Source organism: Curtobacterium sp. NPDC092190, assembly GCF_044755625.1.
GTDB lineage: Bacteria > Actinomycetota > Actinomycetes > Actinomycetales > Microbacteriaceae > Curtobacterium.
This window is the reverse complement of sequence record NZ_JBIVRJ010000002.1, coordinates 187,614-203,195: the sequence shown is the minus strand read 5'-3', so window position 1 is coordinate 203,195 and position 15,582 is coordinate 187,614. Positions and strand designations below refer to the sequence as shown.

Annotated in this window: 14 protein-coding genes; 8 read left to right on the top strand and 6 right to left on the bottom strand. The window is 73.2% G+C overall.

Features of this window, described 5'->3' with window-relative positions; translation table 11 throughout:
• Nucleotides 1-27: 27 nt before the first annotated feature.
• Complete coding sequence (gene hrpA / locus ACIQFY_RS05135) at nucleotides 28-3,897, top strand: ATP-dependent RNA helicase HrpA (RefSeq protein ID WP_400338581.1); 3,870 nt, start codon at nucleotides 28-30, stop codon at nucleotides 3,895-3,897.
• A 6-nt stretch (nucleotides 3,898-3,903) separates the two neighbouring features.
• Here the strand turns inward: hrpA and ACIQFY_RS05130 are convergent, their stop codons facing one another.
• Entirely contained in the window at nucleotides 3,904-4,479 is a 576-nt protein-coding gene (locus ACIQFY_RS05130; RefSeq protein ID WP_326496901.1) for a YbaK/EbsC family protein, read from the bottom strand.
• A gap of 43 nt (nucleotides 4,480-4,522) precedes the next feature.
• Nucleotides 4,523-5,194, bottom strand: coding sequence for a TIGR02453 family protein (locus tag ACIQFY_RS05125; protein ID WP_400338579.1), 672 nt, complete (start codon nucleotides 5,192-5,194; stop codon nucleotides 4,523-4,525).
• A gap of 61 nt (nucleotides 5,195-5,255) precedes the next feature.
• Between ACIQFY_RS05125 and ACIQFY_RS05120 the strand changes: the two genes are divergently transcribed.
• Both ACIQFY_RS05120 and ACIQFY_RS05115 read left to right on the top strand, forming a co-directional pair.
• Nucleotides 5,256-5,906 carry a CatA-like O-acetyltransferase gene (locus ACIQFY_RS05120; protein WP_209685540.1) on the top strand — a complete coding sequence of 217 codons (651 nt, stop codon included), beginning with the start codon at nucleotides 5,256-5,258 and terminating at the stop codon, nucleotides 5,904-5,906.
• 76 nt (nucleotides 5,907-5,982) lie between these two features.
• Nucleotides 5,983-6,456, top strand: coding sequence for a nucleoside deaminase (locus tag ACIQFY_RS05115; RefSeq protein ID WP_400338577.1), 474 nt, complete (start codon nucleotides 5,983-5,985; stop codon nucleotides 6,454-6,456).
• Nucleotides 6,457-6,611: 155 nt separating this feature from the next.
• Here ACIQFY_RS05115 and ACIQFY_RS05110 read toward each other — a convergent pair whose 3' ends face one another.
• Entirely contained in the window at nucleotides 6,612-7,337 is a 726-nt protein-coding gene (locus tag ACIQFY_RS05110; RefSeq protein ID WP_400338575.1) for a response regulator, read from the bottom strand.
• Nucleotides 7,334-8,611: an ATP-binding protein gene (locus ACIQFY_RS05105; protein ID WP_400338573.1), complete on the bottom strand. Its 1,278-nt coding sequence runs from the start codon at nucleotides 8,609-8,611 to the stop codon at nucleotides 7,334-7,336. The genes ACIQFY_RS05110 and ACIQFY_RS05105 overlap by 4 nt, the downstream gene beginning before the upstream one ends.
• A 249-nt stretch (nucleotides 8,612-8,860) precedes the next feature.
• On the opposite strand from ACIQFY_RS05105, the gene ACIQFY_RS05100 reads away from it, so the two are divergent.
• The 5 genes from ACIQFY_RS05100 (at nucleotide 8,861) to ACIQFY_RS05080 (ending at nucleotide 13,820) form a co-directional block, all read left to right on the top strand.
• Nucleotides 8,861-9,817, top strand: a complete 957-nt coding sequence (locus tag ACIQFY_RS05100) for a tripartite tricarboxylate transporter substrate binding protein (RefSeq protein WP_066658604.1) — start codon at nucleotides 8,861-8,863, stop codon at nucleotides 9,815-9,817.
• Nucleotides 9,814-10,455 carry a tripartite tricarboxylate transporter TctB family protein gene (locus tag ACIQFY_RS05095; protein WP_400338571.1) on the top strand — a complete coding sequence of 214 codons (642 nt, stop codon included), beginning with the start codon at nucleotides 9,814-9,816 and terminating at the stop codon, nucleotides 10,453-10,455. Before ACIQFY_RS05100 ends, ACIQFY_RS05095 begins: the two co-directional genes overlap by 4 nt.
• 1 nt (nucleotide 10,456) lies before the next feature.
• Nucleotides 10,457-11,977, top strand: a complete 1,521-nt coding sequence (locus tag ACIQFY_RS05090; RefSeq protein ID WP_209685533.1) for a tripartite tricarboxylate transporter permease — start codon at nucleotides 10,457-10,459, stop codon at nucleotides 11,975-11,977.
• Between the two features lie 181 nt (nucleotides 11,978-12,158).
• The gene (locus ACIQFY_RS05085; protein WP_400338569.1) at nucleotides 12,159-13,166 is read left to right on the top strand and encodes a LacI family DNA-binding transcriptional regulator; all 1,008 of its coding nucleotides are present in this window, start codon (nucleotides 12,159-12,161) and stop codon (nucleotides 13,164-13,166) included.
• Nucleotides 13,167-13,430: 264 nt separating this feature from the next.
• Entirely contained in the window at nucleotides 13,431-13,820 is a 390-nt protein-coding gene (locus ACIQFY_RS05080; protein ID WP_235426366.1) for a VOC family protein, read from the top strand.
• Between the two features lie 126 nt (nucleotides 13,821-13,946).
• On the opposite strand, the gene ACIQFY_RS05075 is transcribed toward ACIQFY_RS05080, so the two are convergent.
• Both ACIQFY_RS05075 and ACIQFY_RS05070 read right to left on the bottom strand, forming a co-directional pair.
• The gene (locus tag ACIQFY_RS05075) at nucleotides 13,947-14,690 is read right to left on the bottom strand and encodes an esterase/lipase family protein (RefSeq protein ID WP_400338567.1); all 744 of its coding nucleotides are present in this window, start codon (nucleotides 14,688-14,690) and stop codon (nucleotides 13,947-13,949) included.
• Entirely contained in the window at nucleotides 14,687-15,520 is an 834-nt protein-coding gene (locus tag ACIQFY_RS05070; protein ID WP_400338565.1) for an alpha/beta fold hydrolase, read from the bottom strand. Before ACIQFY_RS05070 ends, ACIQFY_RS05075 begins: the two co-directional genes overlap by 4 nt.
• Nucleotides 15,521-15,582 lie beyond the last annotated feature (62 nt).

Below are 15,582 nucleotides of genomic sequence, written 5' to 3'. Positions count from 1 at the left end.
CGCACGGACCGCTATCCTGGAATGCTCATGTCTGCCACGCCCGTCATCACGTACCCGCCCGAACTGCCGGTGTCGCAGCGGCGGGACGACATCGCCGCCGCGATCCGTGACCACCAGGTCGTCATCGTCGCCGGTGCCACGGGCTCGGGCAAGACGACGCAGCTGCCGAAGATCTGCCTGGAGCTCGGCCGCGAGTCGATCGGGCACACCCAGCCCCGCCGGATCGCCGCCCGCACCATCGCCGAGCGCGTGTCCGAGGAGCTCGGCAGCGAGCTGGGCGACCTGGTCGGCTACCAGGTGCGGTTCACCGACAAGGTGAGCGGGAACACCCGGATCAAGCTCATGACCGACGGGATCCTCCTCAACGAGATCCACTTCGACCGTGACCTGGAGCGCTACGACACGATCATCATCGACGAGGCCCACGAGCGCTCGCTGACGATCGACTTCCTGCTCGGGTACCTGAAGCGGCTGCTCCCCCGGCGCCCCGACCTCAAGGTCATCATCACGAGTGCGACGATCGACCCGGAGTCGTTCTCGCAGCACTTCGGCGGCGCACCGATCATCGAGGTGTCCGGCCGGACGTACCCGGTCGAGATCCGCTACCGGCCGCTCGTCGCCGACGACGCCGCGGACGGTGACACCGGTGCGGACGAGGGCGACGACACCGACCCACGGACCGACGACAGCGGTGGCCGCGGTGGGAGCGCGGACGACCGCGACGTGCTCCAGGGCATCACCGACGCGCTCGACGAACTCGCGCGCGAGGACCCGGGCGACGTCCTCGTGTTCCTGTCGGGCGAGAACGAGATCCGTGACGCGCAGGAGGCGATCGAGGGCAAGCGCTACCCGGGCACCGAGGTCCTGCCGCTCTACGGCCGACTCTCCGCCGCCGACCAGCACCGCGTGTTCGAGCGCCGGACCACCCCGGGTGTCCGTCGCCGCGTCGTCCTCGCCACGAACGTGGCGGAGACCTCCCTGACGGTGCCGGGCATCAAGTACGTGATCGACACCGGCACCGCCCGCATCTCCCGGTACTCCCCGCGGGCGAAGGTGCAGCGGCTGCCGATCGAGGCGATCAGCCAGGCGAGCGCGAACCAGCGCTCCGGACGCGCGGGTCGCACCAGCGCGGGCATCGCGGTCCGGCTCTACTCCGAGGACGACTTCACGCGCCGTCCGGAGTTCACCGACCCCGAGATCCTCCGCACGAACCTCGCGGCGGTCATCCTGCAGATGATCTCCCTCGGCTTCGGCGACATCGAACGCTTCCCGTTCCTGCAGCCGCCGGACTCCCGGGGCGTCAAGGACGGCCTCGACCTGCTGCGGGAGCTCCGCGCGGTCGACCGCGACGGCCGGATCACCAAGTCGGGCCGACAGCTCACCCGGTTGCCGATCGACCCGCGGCTCGGCCGGATGGTGCTCGAGGCCGGTCGCCAGGGCGTCGGGCGCGAGGTCATCGCGATCGTCAGCGCCCTGAGCATCCAGGACCCACGTGAACGACCGCTCGAGAAGCGTGCCCACGCCGACCAGCTGCACGCCCGGTTCGCCGATCCGACGAGCGACTTCCTCACCCTGCTCAACCTCTGGAACCACATCGAGGACAAGCAGGAGGAGCTGTCGTCGAGCGCGTTCCGTCGCCTGTGCAAGGCCGAGTTCCTCAACTACTTGCGGATCCGCGAGTGGCAGGACCTGTACCGGCAGCTGTCCCGCGCCGCGAAGCAGGTCGACGTGCGGGTGGGCCAGTCGCGCTCCGAGGACGGCGACGCGGTGCACCGTTCGCTGCTCGCCGGGCTCCTCAGCCAGATCGGGCTGCGGGACAAGGAGAAGCGCGACTACCTCGGCGCGCGCAACGTCCGGTTCGTGGTGTTCCCGGGCAGCGTCCTCGCGAAGAAGCAGCCCGACGCCGTGATGGCCGCCGAGCTCGTCGAGACGAGTCGCCTGTTCGCCCGGACCGTCGGCCGGATCGACCCCGCGTGGGTGGAGCCGCTCGCCGGTGACCTGCTCAAGCGCACCTACGGCGAGCCGCACTGGGAGAAGAAGCAGGGCGCGGTCGTGGCGTACGAGCGCGTGACGCTGTTCGGTGTCCCGATCGTGCAGCGTCGCGGCGTGCAGTACGGGCGCGTCGACCCCGAGCACTCGCGCGAGCTGTTCATCCGCCACGCTCTCGTCGAGGGCGAGTGGGACGCGCAGCAGGCCTTCGACCGCGCGAACCGGAAGCTCCGCCGCGAGCTCGAGCAGCTCGAGGAGCGCACCCGCCGTCGCGACATCCTGTTCGACGACGAGCGTGTGTACGAGTTCTACGACGCACGGATCCCTGCGGACGTCGCCACCACGCGCGACTTCGAGGGGTGGTGGCGGACGACCCGTCGTGAGCAGCCGGACCTGCTCACGATGCGGCGGCAGGACCTGCTCGACGAGGACGCCGCCGAGGCCGCCCAGGACGAGCAGGAGTACCCGACGCAGTGGCGTTCCGGTGACCAGCGCCTGGCGATCAAGTACCGCTTCGAGCCGGGCGCGCAGGACGACGGCGTCAGCGTGCAGGTGCCGCTCGCGCTGCTCCCCCGCATGCGCGAGGAGGGCTTCGACTGGCAGGTCCGTGGCCTGCGGAAGGAGCTCGTCACCGCACTCATCAAGTCGCTGCCGAAGCAGATCCGGAAGAACGTCGTCCCCGCTGCCGACTGGGCCGAGAAGATCGTCGCCGAACTACCCGACGACGCTCCGATCGAGCCGACGGAGTCCTTCCGCGCGACCCTCGCCGCGGCGATCCAGCGGATGACGTACGTGCCGGTGACCGAGGCCGACTTCGACCTGTCCCGGGTGCCGGCGCACCTGCTGCCCACCTGGGCGGTCGTCGACGAGCGCGGCCGTCGGGTCGAGTCCGGCAAGGACCTCGCGGCCCTGCAGACGAAGCTGAAGGACCGGACGCAGCAGAGCGTCGCCTCCGCGACGGCGAGGGCAGCGGCCCGGCCGGGAGGCGCGGCGCGCGTCGCCGGGGCCTCCTCCGGCACGCAGGTGGAACGCTCCGGCCTCACCGCCTGGCCGTCCGACGACCTGCCGCAGGTCCTCGACACGAAGCAGGCCGGTGGCGTGATCCGTGCCTACCCGTCGCTGGTCGAGGAGGGCGACGGCCCCAAGGCGACGGTCGGTGTCCGCCTCCTGGCGACGCCCGGTGACCGCACTGTGAACATGCCCGCCGGCGTCCGTCGGCTCGTCATGCACGCCGTGCCCTCGCCGGTGTCGTACGTGCAGTCGCACCTCACGGCGCAGGAGAAGCTCGCGCTGGCCGCGAGCCCGTACGCGTCGACCGCGGCGCTGTTCGACGACGTGCTGGCCGCCGTCGTGGACGCGGGCATCCGACGCACCCACCCCGACGGCCTGGTCTTCACGAAGGCCGACTTCGAGACGGTCCGCGATGCCGTGTCCGCCACCGTCGTCGACACGATGTTCACCGCCGTGTCCGAGGTCGCCGCCGTGCTCACCGCGCAGCGGGCGGCCGACAAGGCGATGAAGCAGGCGAACTCGATGGCGCTCCTGCCGGCGCTGACCGACATGCGCCAGCAGGTGGAGCGCCTGGTCTTCCCGGGCTTCGTCGCCGTCGCCGGGCTCGACCGGCTCCGGCGGATCCGGGTGTACCTGCGGGGTGTCGAGGCCCGCGTGCAGAAGCTCCTGCAGAACCCCGGCCGTGACGCCACGTGGATGCGCGAGGTCACGGTCGCCACCGACCGCTACACCGACGCCGGTGGCGTGTTCCCGCCGTCGGTCGGGGCCCACGCCGAGCTCGTGCACGCACGGTGGATGCTCGAGGAGTTCCGCCTCAGCCTGTTCGCCCAGGAGCTCGGCACCGCCGAGACGGTCTCGCTGCAGCGGATCACGAAGACCCTGGCAGCCGCCCGCTGACGGGGCTCAGCCGACGCCCGTGGCGTCGGGGGCGTCGGGGGCCTGGTCCGCGAGGGCCAGCCCCTCGACCACGGTGACGTTCGGCAGCGCCGCCAGGGTCCGCCCGGGCAGGAACACCTTCGCCCCGCGGAGCCCGGCGCCGACGACGACCTCCGGAGCACCGAGCACGCGGGCATCGACGTACACCGGCCAGTCCGCGGGCAACCCGATCGGGGTGATCCCGCCGTACTCCATGCCGGTCAGCTCGACCGCCTGGTCCATCGGCGCGAAGCTCGCCTTGCGCACGTCCAGCAGCTTCTTCACGACCCGGTTCACGTCGAGCTTCGTCGACGCGAGCACCACGCACGCCGCGTGGCGGACCTCGTCGCCGCGCTTCCCCGCGACGACGATGCAGTTTGCGCCGCCCTCGAGCGGGTAGCCGTACGCCTCGGAGAACGCTGCGGTGTCAGCGAGGGCCGGGTCGATCGGCGCCGCCTGGATCGTCGACAGCAGGTCGCTCGGCAGTGCGACGAGCGCCTGGGCGACGGGGATCGCGAGGAACCCGGTGGCGACGAGGGCAGGGGAACGATCGAGCGTCGGCATGCCCCGAGCCTAGGGAGCAGCCGACGGACGGGCGATCAGGCGGTCAGGCGCGCTCGTCGATCGACCGGGCTCCCGGCACGGGCGGCGCCGGGTCGTCCGAAGCCTCCGGGTCGTCCGCCCGTGCCCACTTCACCGTCCACCGGACCAGCGGCTGCACGCGGTCCCACGCCGCGGCGATGTCGTCGAGGGAGCTCTCCAGCGGCAGGTGCACGAGCGCCGCGTAGTGCTGCATCCGGAGCAGGTCGATCCGCGGGTGGTCCACGTCGTACCCGCGCGGGGCGGTCTTCAGCGGCGGTCCGGCCAGCTCGTACCCGGCACCGGTCAGTTCGTCGAGCTCACGCTGCAGCGCGGCCGCGGCCTGCGGGTGCTCGTCGATGGTGGTGCGCGCTGCCCGCAGCTGTGCGCGGGACGGTTCGTAGAGTCCACCGCCGACCTGCAACCCGTCCGCTCCGGCACTGAGGTACGTGCCGCCCGCGGTGAGACCGGTGTCCTCGCGGTAGGGCCGCTCGTCCGGCGTGAAGCGCAGGTCGCGGTGCTGCCGGAGCACCCGTCCGGCACCGTAGCGGTGCTCGGCCTCGTGCAGGAGCGCCTCCATCGGCTCCTGCACGTGCCGTTCCCAGTCGTCGCGGTGCTCCTCGAACCACGACTTCTCGTTGTGCGCGGCGAGCCCGCGGAAGAACGTCGCGAGCGCTGGTGAGAACGGCGTCGAGGGCATGCACCACTGAACCGCCGTCCGGTGCACGCGCGTCGGGAGTCCGGGGGACGAGACTGGCCGGGTGGACCGACTCCGACCGATCGACCTCGACCAGTGGCCCCGCGCCGAGCACTTCGCGCACTACCGGCGGGAGCCCTGTGCGTGGGAGATGACCGTGGAGGTCGACGTCACCGCCTTCGTCGACGCCGCCCGGGCCGCCGGCGCGAAGACGTACCCGTCGCAGATCTGGGTGCTCGCGACGGTCGTGAACCGGCACGACGAGTTCCGGATGCAGCTCACCGAGGAGGGCCGGCCCGCGGTGTGGGACGTGGTGCACCCGACCTTCACCGTCTTCCACCCCGACACCGAGACCTTCTCGGTGCTCGTCACCGAGTACGACCCCGACGCACGGGCGTTCCACGACGCCGTGGTCGCCACGACCGAGCGGTACCGCGACGACCACCGCATGTTCCCGCAGGGCACCGGTCGCACCGACCTCTTCGACGTCTCGACGCTCCCCCGCACGTCGTTCACCGGCTTCGCGCTGCACTTGACGGGCGCCGAGGACCACCTGGCGCCCGTGATCACGCTCGGACGCTACCGGCAGGTGGACGGACGCACCCGCATGCCGATGGCGCTCCGGATCAACCACGCGGCGGTGGACGGCTTCCACGCCTCGCGCTTCGTCACCGAGGTCGAGGAGCTCTTCGCCGACCCGTCCTGGCTCGGCTGACCAGCACCGCGATCCGATCGTCCCCGTCCCCCGGACGCACACCCGACGAGCACCGACCGGGAGCACCGTGGCCGGCATGCACGACGACGAACTCACCGCCCTCGCGGTCGCCCGCGCCCTCGACAACGTCCACGACGGTGGCAAGCCCTTCGCCTGCCTGATCGTCCGCGACGGCGAGGTCGTGGTCGAGGCCGTCAACCACGTCGCCCAGACCGGCGACCCGACCGCGCACGCCGAGATCCGCGCGATCCGCGCCGCCGCCGAGCAGGGCATCACCGACCTCACCGGCCACGAGGTGTTCGTCACCGCGTACCCGTGCCCGATGTGCCTCGGCGCGCTGTACTACGCCCAGCCGGACCGCGTGGTCTTCGCCGCGACGCGGGAGCAGGAGGGCGAGCACTACGAGGACGGCAACCGCCTGATGACGCTCGCCACCTTCTACGACGAGTACGCGAAGCCCGTCGCGGAGCGCGCCCTGCCGAGCGAGCAGGGCCGGGTCGACGACCCGACGGCCCCGTTCCGCGAGTGGACCGCCCGCCACCCGTCCTGACCGGACGCCCGCCCGTCCACGCGCGCGACGCGACCGTACGACGGGTCGTCGCCACGCGACGCGCGTGACCCGGTGACGGACGGGAGGCCCGTGGCGACGCCGCCACGGGCCTCCCGTCCGGCACGGATCGCGACCCGGCTGCCGTGGCCGGGCCTTCAGGGAGCCGGCGTCAGCCGGTAGAGCACCTGCGGGCGGCCTCGACGGCCGTACCGGTGCGCCAGGTCGATGGCGCCCGTCGCGACGAGGTGGTCGAGGTACCGGCGGGCGGTGGCCCGCGAGGTGCCCGTCGCTGCCGCGACCTCGTCGACCGAGCGGGCGACCACGGGGTCGAGCGCCGTCACGACCCGACCGAGCGTGGTGGCGCTGACGCCCTTCGGGAGGGCGTCCTCGGGCGCTCGCGTCGCCGTGCGGTCGGGTCCGACCACGCGCACCGATCCGGTGGCGAGCAGCCGGTCGACGTCGCCCTGCCCCATCGGGACGTCGCGCTGCGCGTCCTCGCGGGACCGACGTTCGGCCGCGTAGGCGCGGAGCCGGTCCTGCAGGGCCTCGCGGTCGAACGGCTTCAGCAGGTACCCGACCGGGTGCGCGGCGAGCGCCTGCCGGACGGTGACCTGATCGCGGGACGAGCTGACGACCAGCACGTCGGTGTCGTCGACGCCAGCGACGTGCATGCGGTGCAGGACCTCGATGCCGCTGACGTCGGGCAGGCGCATGTCGAGCAGCACGAGGTCGACCCCGCGCTCCACGGATGCCAGCGCGGCGCCGCCGGACGCGACCGCCCCGACGACGGCGAACCCCTCGGTCGCGGCCACCCACCGGGTGTGGAGTGCGCGAGCGCCGGCGTCGTCGTCGACCACGAGCACGCGGAGCGCCGCCGTCACGACCCCGCCGCCATCTCGACGTCGAGTCGGGCACCGCCGAGCGCTGCCGACCGTCCGACGACCACGGATCCGCCGCGGTCGGTGGCGGTGCGTCGGACGAGTGCCAGGCCGATGCCGCGCCCGAGGCCGCTCTCGTCGGTCTTCGACGACCACCCGCGGGTCAGCACGCGGTGCGCGTCGGTCGGGTCGATGCCCGGTCCGTCGTCCTCGACCGTCACCGTCACACGCCCGTCATGCGAGCCGATGGTGCAGCTGACGGTGGCCGCCCCGGCCTCGGCGGCGTTCCGGCACAGGTTGGCGAGGACGAGCAGCACCGCGTCGTCGAGCACGACGTCGTCGGCGATCCGCAGGTCGAGCGTGGTCCCGGCCACGGCGAGCTCCGAGCGCACCGCCGCGACCGACGCCGTCGCCACCGCACCGCGGCGCGGCGACCCGGCGCCGCCGCCGCTGGTCAACCCGGGTGCCACGGCGTCGATGTAGGCCATCGCGTCCTCGTCGTCCCCCTGTTCGACCAGTCCGCGCACCACGTGCAGACGGGTGCCGAACTCGTGTGCCTGCTCGCGCAGCGCCTCGGTCGTCCACCGGACCTGCCGGCTCTCCGCGTCGACCGCGTCGGCTCGGCGGAGCCGTCGGGCGATCACGAGTGAGAGGAGCACGCTCGCGAGCGTCGCCGCGACGAGCGCGCCGGTGCTCCACGGGAGCAGGGTGCCGAGGGCCCGTTCCCGGTCCGCCGCGATGGTGGACTCGAGCACGCCGACCGCCACGACGCCGACGACCTCGCCCTCCGCGCCGACGACGGGCACCTTCGCACGCAGGGTCGTCCCGGTCGGGCCGGTCTCGGTGCCGACGAACTCCGCACCGCGGAGCACGGGCGCGATCGTCGTCTCGACGGGCTCACCGCGTTCCGCCGGGTCCGGGTGGGTGATCCGCACGCCGTCGTCGTCGGTGACCACGACGTACGAGACGCCGGCGGCACCCTCGACGAGCGTCGCGATCGGTTGCAGTGCCGCGGTGGCGGAGGCGAGGTCGTCGGCGTCGGCGGGCGCCCCGGGTGTGCCCCGGTCGGCGACCGACGCCACCGCGTCCCGCACCTCGGGCAGGTCGGCCAGGCTCGACGCGACGCCGGACACCTGGTCGACCACGGACGTGCGGATGGCGCGCTCCTGCACCACGGCCGCGACCCCGGTCGTGACACCCGTCGCCGCGAGCACGATGACGCTCGGCAGCGCGAGCACCGCGGTCCGCCGCAACCGCCCGAGACGAGCCCTGGTCACCGTGGCGTCCCCCTTCGGCCGCGACGCCGTGAGCGTCAATGAGCACATCTCCGCCGCCGGGTGCTCGCCCGGTCGGCGGCTGCCATCGTACTTCTCGACCTGCGGCACGACGACGTGCGCAGGAGGGAGCCAGCAATGCCAGAGCAACCAGTGCAGCCGGAGCAACCAGTGCCCGCGGAGCAACCAGTGCCGGAGCAGCCGACGACGGGGACGCCGGGTCCGCCGCGTGCCCGTCGCCCCGTCGCACGCGTGGTCGGGACAGCCGTCGCCGCGGTGTCCATCGCGGTCGCGGCCTTCGGCTCGGTGACGTCGGCAGCGGCCGGAGGCGACCCGACCCGGTCGGTGACCCTCGTGGCACCGGCGGCGGCCGGCGGCGGTTGGGACGGCGTCGCACGGTCCATGCAGCAGGCGCAGCGCGCGAACGGCATCGTCAACTCCGTCCAGGTGGTCAACATGCCGGGCGCCGGTGGCACCATCGCGCTCGGGAACGTCGCTCGGCTCGCCGGACAGACGGACACGCTGCTCGTCGGCGGGACGGGGCTCCTCGCGGCCGAGATCCAGTTCGGTTCCGCGGTCACCCACGACGACATCACGCCGCTCGCGGTCACCGTCGAGGAGTACGACGTCATCGTCGTCCCCGCCGACTCGCCGTACGAGACGCTCGACGACCTCGTCAGCGCCTGGCGCGAGCGCCCCGGCTCGGTGCCGTGGACGGGCGGCGGCTCGTTCGACCAGCTCGTCGTCACCGACCTCGCCGTCTCGGCCGGGATCGACCCGAAGGACACGAACTACATCCCGTCGGACGGCGGTGGCGAGGCCATCCAGGCGCTCCTCAACGGCACGGCGGCGGCGGCCTCGGGCGGGTACCCGGACAACATCGACCAGATCGAGTCCGGTCGTCTGCGCGCACTCGCGCTCGTCGCGGCGGAGCCGGTCGAGGGCATCGACATCCCCACCGCGGTCGAGCAGGGGCACGACGTCACGCTGACGAACTGGCGCGAGATCGCTGCACCGGGCGGACTCGACGACGAGCAGCGGGCGCAGCTGACCGACATCGTGCTGGACACGCTCGACACCCCCGAGTGGGCGGACGCCATGGAGCGGTACCACTGGACCGAGCGGATCATCACGGGTGACGAGCTCGACGCGTTCATCGACGAGGAGCGCGAGCGCATCACCGGGCTGTACGAGGAGCTGGGCCGATGACCCGTCCGAGCAACCCCACGTCGTCCTCCGCGGTCGTCGGACAGCGGCTCACGCTGCGGGCCGACCCCGGCCGCGTCGCCGCGGTGGCGAAGGAGCTGACCACCCCGGCGCTCTTCACCGCCTTCGCGGTCTACCTCGTCGTCGGCATCGTCACGATGGAGGTCCCCGACGGAACCGCGTTCCCCGGGCCCGCGGTGTTCCCCGGTATCGTCGCCGCCGCACTCCTGCTGCTGGCCGCCCTGCTGGTCGTCCGGTCCGTCCGGGCTGCGCGCGGCCGACGGGTCGGGTCCGACGGCACACCGTCGGAGGCCCGCACCGACACCGCCGTCCGCGCCGACGCGCACACCGCCGACACTGGAACGACCGGCACCTCGGTCGAGCAGCGCTCGGTCCGCGTCGACTGGCGCTCCCTGGCCTGGGTGGTCCTGTCCTTCGCCGCCTTCGCCCTGCTGCTCGGCGTGCTCGGGTGGATCGTCGGTGCCGGACTGCTCTTCCTCGGTGTCGCGAAGGGGCTCGGCGCCCCGGGGTGGCTGCGTCCGCTCGTCGTCGGTCTGACGGTGAGCGCGATCAGCTACATCGCCTTCGACATGCTGCTCGACCTGTCGCTGCCCTCGGGCATCGTCGGATGGGAGTACTGACGTGGACGTGCTCGGTCTCCTCGGTGACGGCTTCGCCGGCGCCCTGACCCCCGCCAACCTGCTCTGGGTCGTCGTCGGGTGCCTCCTCGGCACCGCGGTCGGCGTCCTCCCCGGCCTCGGCTCGTCGATGGCGGTGGCGCTGCTGCTGCCCGTGACGTTCTCGCTCGACCCGACCGCGGCGTTCATCATGTTCGCCGGCGTCTACTTCGGCGGGCTCTTCGGTGACTCCACCATGGGCATCCTGATGAACACGCCGGGCCAGGCCTCGGCCATCGCCTCGACGTTCGAGGGCCACAAGATGGCGCTGAACGGACGAGCGGCCCAGGCGCTCGCGACGGCCGCGATCGGCGCGTTCGTCGGCGGCATGATCGCCTCGGTCCTGGTCGTGTTCCTCGCACCGGCGCTCGCGTCGTTCTCGTCGAGCTTCGGACCCGCTGAGTTCTTCGCCCTGGCACTGTTCGCGTTCGTCACGACGTCGTCGGTCGTCACCGACGACGCACTGAAGGGCCTCGGCTCGCTGTGCCTCGGCCTCGGCATCGCGGTGATCGGCGTCGACGGCATCTCGGGTGCGCCGCGCTTCACGATGGGCGTGCCCGAGCTCTTCGACGGCATCTCGCTCGTCACGGTGACGGTCGCGGTCCTCGCGCTCGGCGAGGTCATCTACGTCGCGTGCCTGGCCCGACACCTGAAGGACGGCCGGATGGTGCAGGCGACCGGACGCCCGTGGCTCTCGAAGCGGGAACTGCGCGAGGCGGCGCCCGCCTGGCTGCGGGGCACCGCGATCGGGCTGCCCTTCGGCGTCGTGCCCGCCGGCGGGTCGGAGATCCCGACCTTCCTGGCGTTCGGGCTCGAGAAGCGTCTCGACGCCCGCCGGAAGGACCCGCAGTTCGGCACGGGTGCGATCCGCGGGCTGGCGGCACCCGAGGCAGCCGGCAACTCCACGACCGGCATGGCGATGGGTGCGCTGCTGTCCCTCGGCCTGCCGGTGTCGGCGACCGCCGCGATCATGCTCGCCGCGTTCCGCCAGTACGGCCTGCAGCCGGGTCCGCTGCTCTTCGACCGGTCCCCCGACCTGGTCTGGGCGCTGCTGGCGTCGTTCTTCATCGCGATGGTGGTGCTGCTCGTCATCAACCTCCCGTTCGCGATGCTGTGGGCGAAGCTGCTGCGGATCCCGCGGGCGTACCTCTACGCGGGCATCGCCGTCTTCTGCGGGCTCGGCATCTACGCGACGAGCGGTTCGGTCTTCGACCTGCTCATGCTGCTCGGCATCGGTCTCGTCGGGTTCCTCATGCGGGCCCTCGACATCCCGCTCGCACCGCTCATCATCGGGATGGTGCTCGGTCCGCTCGCCGAGACGAGCCTGCGGGACGCGGCGCTGAGCGCCGACGGGGACTTCTCGGTGCTGGTGGCCGGCCCCATCCCGATCGTGCTCTACGCGGTGCTGGCGGTCGTGGTCGCGGTCACGGTGACCGGCCGCGTCCGCGCCCGCCGTGCGGCACGGCGCGAGCTGGTCGACGCGTAGCCACGACCGAGCGTCGCCGGCCCGCGGCGCGCGGTCCGGGTCGGACCCGCCCCGTGTCGGACGGGAGGCACGGGGCGGGTCCTGCACCGCACCTCCCGTCCGTCACCGCGACGGACGGGAGGCACGTGGCGGCACCGCAACGCGCCTCCCGTCTTCCGGGTGGCGCGCTACGCTCGTCCCGATGCGCGCGACCGTGCGGGACGTGGCGGCCCTCGCCGGGGTCTCCCCGAAGACCGTCTCCAACGTGGTGAACGGCGGCGTGCCCGTGCGGCCGGCGACACGGGAGCGGGTCGAGCGCGCGGTCGCCGAGCTCGGCTACGTGCCGAACCTGTCCGCGCGCGGCCTGCGCAACGGACGCTCCGGCGCGATCGCCCTGACGCTGCCCGAGCTCGGCAGCGCCTACTCGGCCGAGCTCGCCCAGTGGTTCGTCGAACTCGCCCGCGAGCGCGGCTGGACGGTGCAGCTCGACCAGACCGGACACGACCCGGGACGTGAGCGGGACCTCGTCTCCCGGGCCCGGGCCCACCTGGTGGACGGCCTCGTGCTCAACCCGGTGTCGCTCAGCGCGAGCGTCCTGGCCGAGACCGAGGGGCTCCCGCCGACCGTCGTCATCGGCGAGGTCGAACCGGAGCACGTCGACCAGGTGCACGTGGACAGCCGCCGCGCCGCACGCGAGGTCACGACCCACCTGCTCGACCGCGGGCACCGTCGGATCGCGGTCGTCGGGGCCGCCCGTCCGACGGACGCCACCGCCACGAGCGAGCTGCGCGACCAGGGTCACGCGGATGCGCTCGGCGCGGTCGGCCTCGAGGTCGACCGCGCCCTGCGCGTGCCGCTGCCGACGTGGTCGACGAGTGCGGCGGCGACGGGGTTCGCGACCTGGCTGGACGCGCACCCGCTGCCGGACGCGGTGTTCGCGTACACGGACTCGATCGCCTTCGGCGTGCTGCACGTCCTGGCGGCACGGGGTGTCCACGTGCCGGAGCAGGTCAGCGTGGTGGGGTTCGACGACGTCGACGCCGCAGCCTTCGCGATCCCGGCGCTGACGACGGTGTCGTTCGACCGGCGGGCCTTCGCCACGGCGGCACTCGACCTGCTCACCCGACGCATCGCCGACCCGACGGCCGCTCCGGAGACCGTCGTCGTGCCGCACCGGATCGTCGAGCGCGCGAGCGTCGCCGCCCGCTGACCAGCCGGCAGCCGTCGCGCGCCCGTCGCGCGGCCGTCGCGGTGCAGTGCCGGACCGTCCGTCGCGGTGCCGGGTCGTCCGGCCGCCAGGTGGTGCGAAGTGCGCCCGCGCAACGAGGAGCACCTCGCGCCACGTGATTGCGTGGTTCGACGTGCTTCCGGTCGTGCGAGCGCACAGCGGCTGCACGCGAGCACACGCCGCCATCCCGACCGTCCGTCGCGGTGCTGGACCGTCCTGTCGACAGACCCGGGTACCGTGCGCCGCATGAGTGCCGACGACCCCGCGATGCCCGTGCTGACCGCGACCGTCCTGCAGTCCCCCGACCCGGTGCGCCTCGCGCGGTTCTGGGGTGCGCTGACCGGGTGGACCGTGCACGAGGACGGTCCGACCTGGCTCCGGGTGCGCCCGGCCGACGGCGGGGTCGGGCTCTCGGTGCAGTACGACGACGCCTACGAGGCACCGACCTGGCCCCCGGTCACGGGGACGCAGGGCATGCAGCTGCACCTCGACCTGCAGGTGGAGGACCTCCACGCCGCGACCGCCCGCGCGCTCGAGCTCGGTGCGACCGAGGCGGACTTCCAGCCCCAGGACGACGTGCGGGTGCTCCTCGACCCCGACGGGCACCCCTTCTGCCTGTTCCTGCCCGGCGCCTGACCGCGGCGGCAGCGGCGCGGCACGGCCCCGAGACTCGGCCAGGCGGACGAGACTCGCGGGCCCCGGGGACGAAAGTGTCCGTCAGCGCGAGTCTCGCGCACGGCCGCCGCAGGAACCGCTCGCGGCTCAGCCCGCTGTGCCCGGGCCCGCGGCCGCGTCGAGCACGACCTCGCGGGTCTGCTGCGCGCCGAGGATCCGGAAGTGCCCGCCGACGGGCACCCGCACGTTCGTGGCCCCGGCGAGCTCGCTGCCTCCCGGGATGAGCGTGTCGAAGACCCCGTACACGGACGTGATCCGGGCGTTCACGGCGAGGTCGCGTCCGAGCGCTGCGAGCACCGGGTCCGCCGCACGGAAGGCCCGCAGGTGCGGCACGGGCGCCAGTCGCGCGTACACGGACCCGCCGAACGGCGTCGACACCGCCACCATCCGGTCGATGCGCTCCCCCTCGGGCAGGGTCATCGCGTACTTGCCGATCAGGCCGCCCTTGCTGTGCGCGACGACCAGCACCCCGCGGAGGTCGTGCTCGTCGAGGTACGCCAGCACCTCGCGCGCCGACTCCGGCACGGGACGCAGGTTGTGCCGCAGGACGGGCAGCACGTGCACCGGGTGCCCGGCGTCGTGCAGGGCGTCCATCAGCGGGCGCATGAAGTGCCAGGTCTCGTAGACGCCGGGCACGACGACGACCGGCTGGCCGTCACCGGTCCGGTAGTCATCGGCGGTCGTCGGTCCGGTGCTCCGCAGCTGCCACCGCGCGGCGTACCACCAGTCGAGGGCGGCCCACCAGGCACGACGCAGCAGCGGCACACGGCCGGGAGGCACGGCCGCCGTCCCCGACGCCGCTCCCGCCCCCGGGGTGGTCCGGTCCGTCACCGTGCCGGCCCCGTCGTGGTGTCACCGGTCGACGGGCCACCGGTCGACGGGCCACCGGCTGCGAGGTCCTCGACGGTCTGCACCCGCCGGAACTCGTCGACCAGCCGCGCGAACGCGACGGGCTGCCGGTCCTGCACGTGGTGACCGCCGGGGAGCTCGACCAGGACACCCCGACGCGCTGCGGCCGCGAGCGCAGCAGCCCAGTCCCGTCGCCCGATCGGGTCGCGGTCGCCGCGCACGACGAGCACCGGCTGCGGGAGCTCCGGGACGGTGTCCTCGAGCCGGTAGCGGAGCATCGGTCGGAGCTGCCGGACGTACTGTCGCAGGCTCCGCAGGTAGTCGGTGAGCACGACGAGGTTCATCCGCGGGTCCTCGACGAGGCAGTCGCGTCCGAGGTCCGTCGCCTGCTGCAGCAGCGTCCGCCGCGCCGGGTCCACGACGGGCCCGACCAGGACGACCGCGGTCACCGTCTCGGCGTGCCGACGGGCTGCCTCGACGACGACCTGGGTGCCCATCGACTGGCCGACGAGCACGAGGTCCCCGACGCCGCGCGACCGGACGGCTCCGACCACCAGGTCGCCGAGCTCCTGCAGGTCGAGCGGGCGGCCTGCCGGGGGGAGCCCGCCGAAACCCGGCAGGTCGACCGCGATCGTGCGGTGGGTACGGGCGAGGTGGCGCTGCGTCCGGTCGAAGGAGCGGTGCGACATGCCGATGCCGTGCACGAGGACGACCGTCGGCGCGAGCGTGTCGTGCAGCCGCCCGGCCGGCGCGAGGCTCCGGAGCCGCACGGACAGCCCACCGACCTCGAAGGACTCCACCCGTGCGCGCACGGTGCGAACCTACCCGGCGCTCCCCGGCGCGGGATCAGCCTGATCGGCACGCATCTCTCGAC

Coding starts and splice junctions, on each gene's coding strand:
- hrpA (WP_400338581.1), top strand. CDS start 28: ATGTCTGCCACGCCCGTCATCACGTACCCGCCCGAACTGCCGGTGTCG.
- ACIQFY_RS05130 (WP_326496901.1), bottom strand. CDS start 4,479: ATGCCGACGCTCGATCGTTCCCCTGCCCTCGTCGCCACCGGGTTCCTC.
- ACIQFY_RS05125 (WP_400338579.1), bottom strand. CDS start 5,194: ATGCCCTCGACGCCGTTCTCACCAGCGCTCGCGACGTTCTTCCGCGGG.
- ACIQFY_RS05115 (WP_400338577.1), top strand. CDS start 5,983: ATGCACGACGACGAACTCACCGCCCTCGCGGTCGCCCGCGCCCTCGAC.
- ACIQFY_RS05095 (WP_400338571.1), top strand. CDS start 9,814: ATGACCCGTCCGAGCAACCCCACGTCGTCCTCCGCGGTCGTCGGACAG.
- ACIQFY_RS05085 (WP_400338569.1), top strand. CDS start 12,159: ATGCGCGCGACCGTGCGGGACGTGGCGGCCCTCGCCGGGGTCTCCCCG.
- ACIQFY_RS05080 (WP_235426366.1), top strand. CDS start 13,431: ATGAGTGCCGACGACCCCGCGATGCCCGTGCTGACCGCGACCGTCCTG.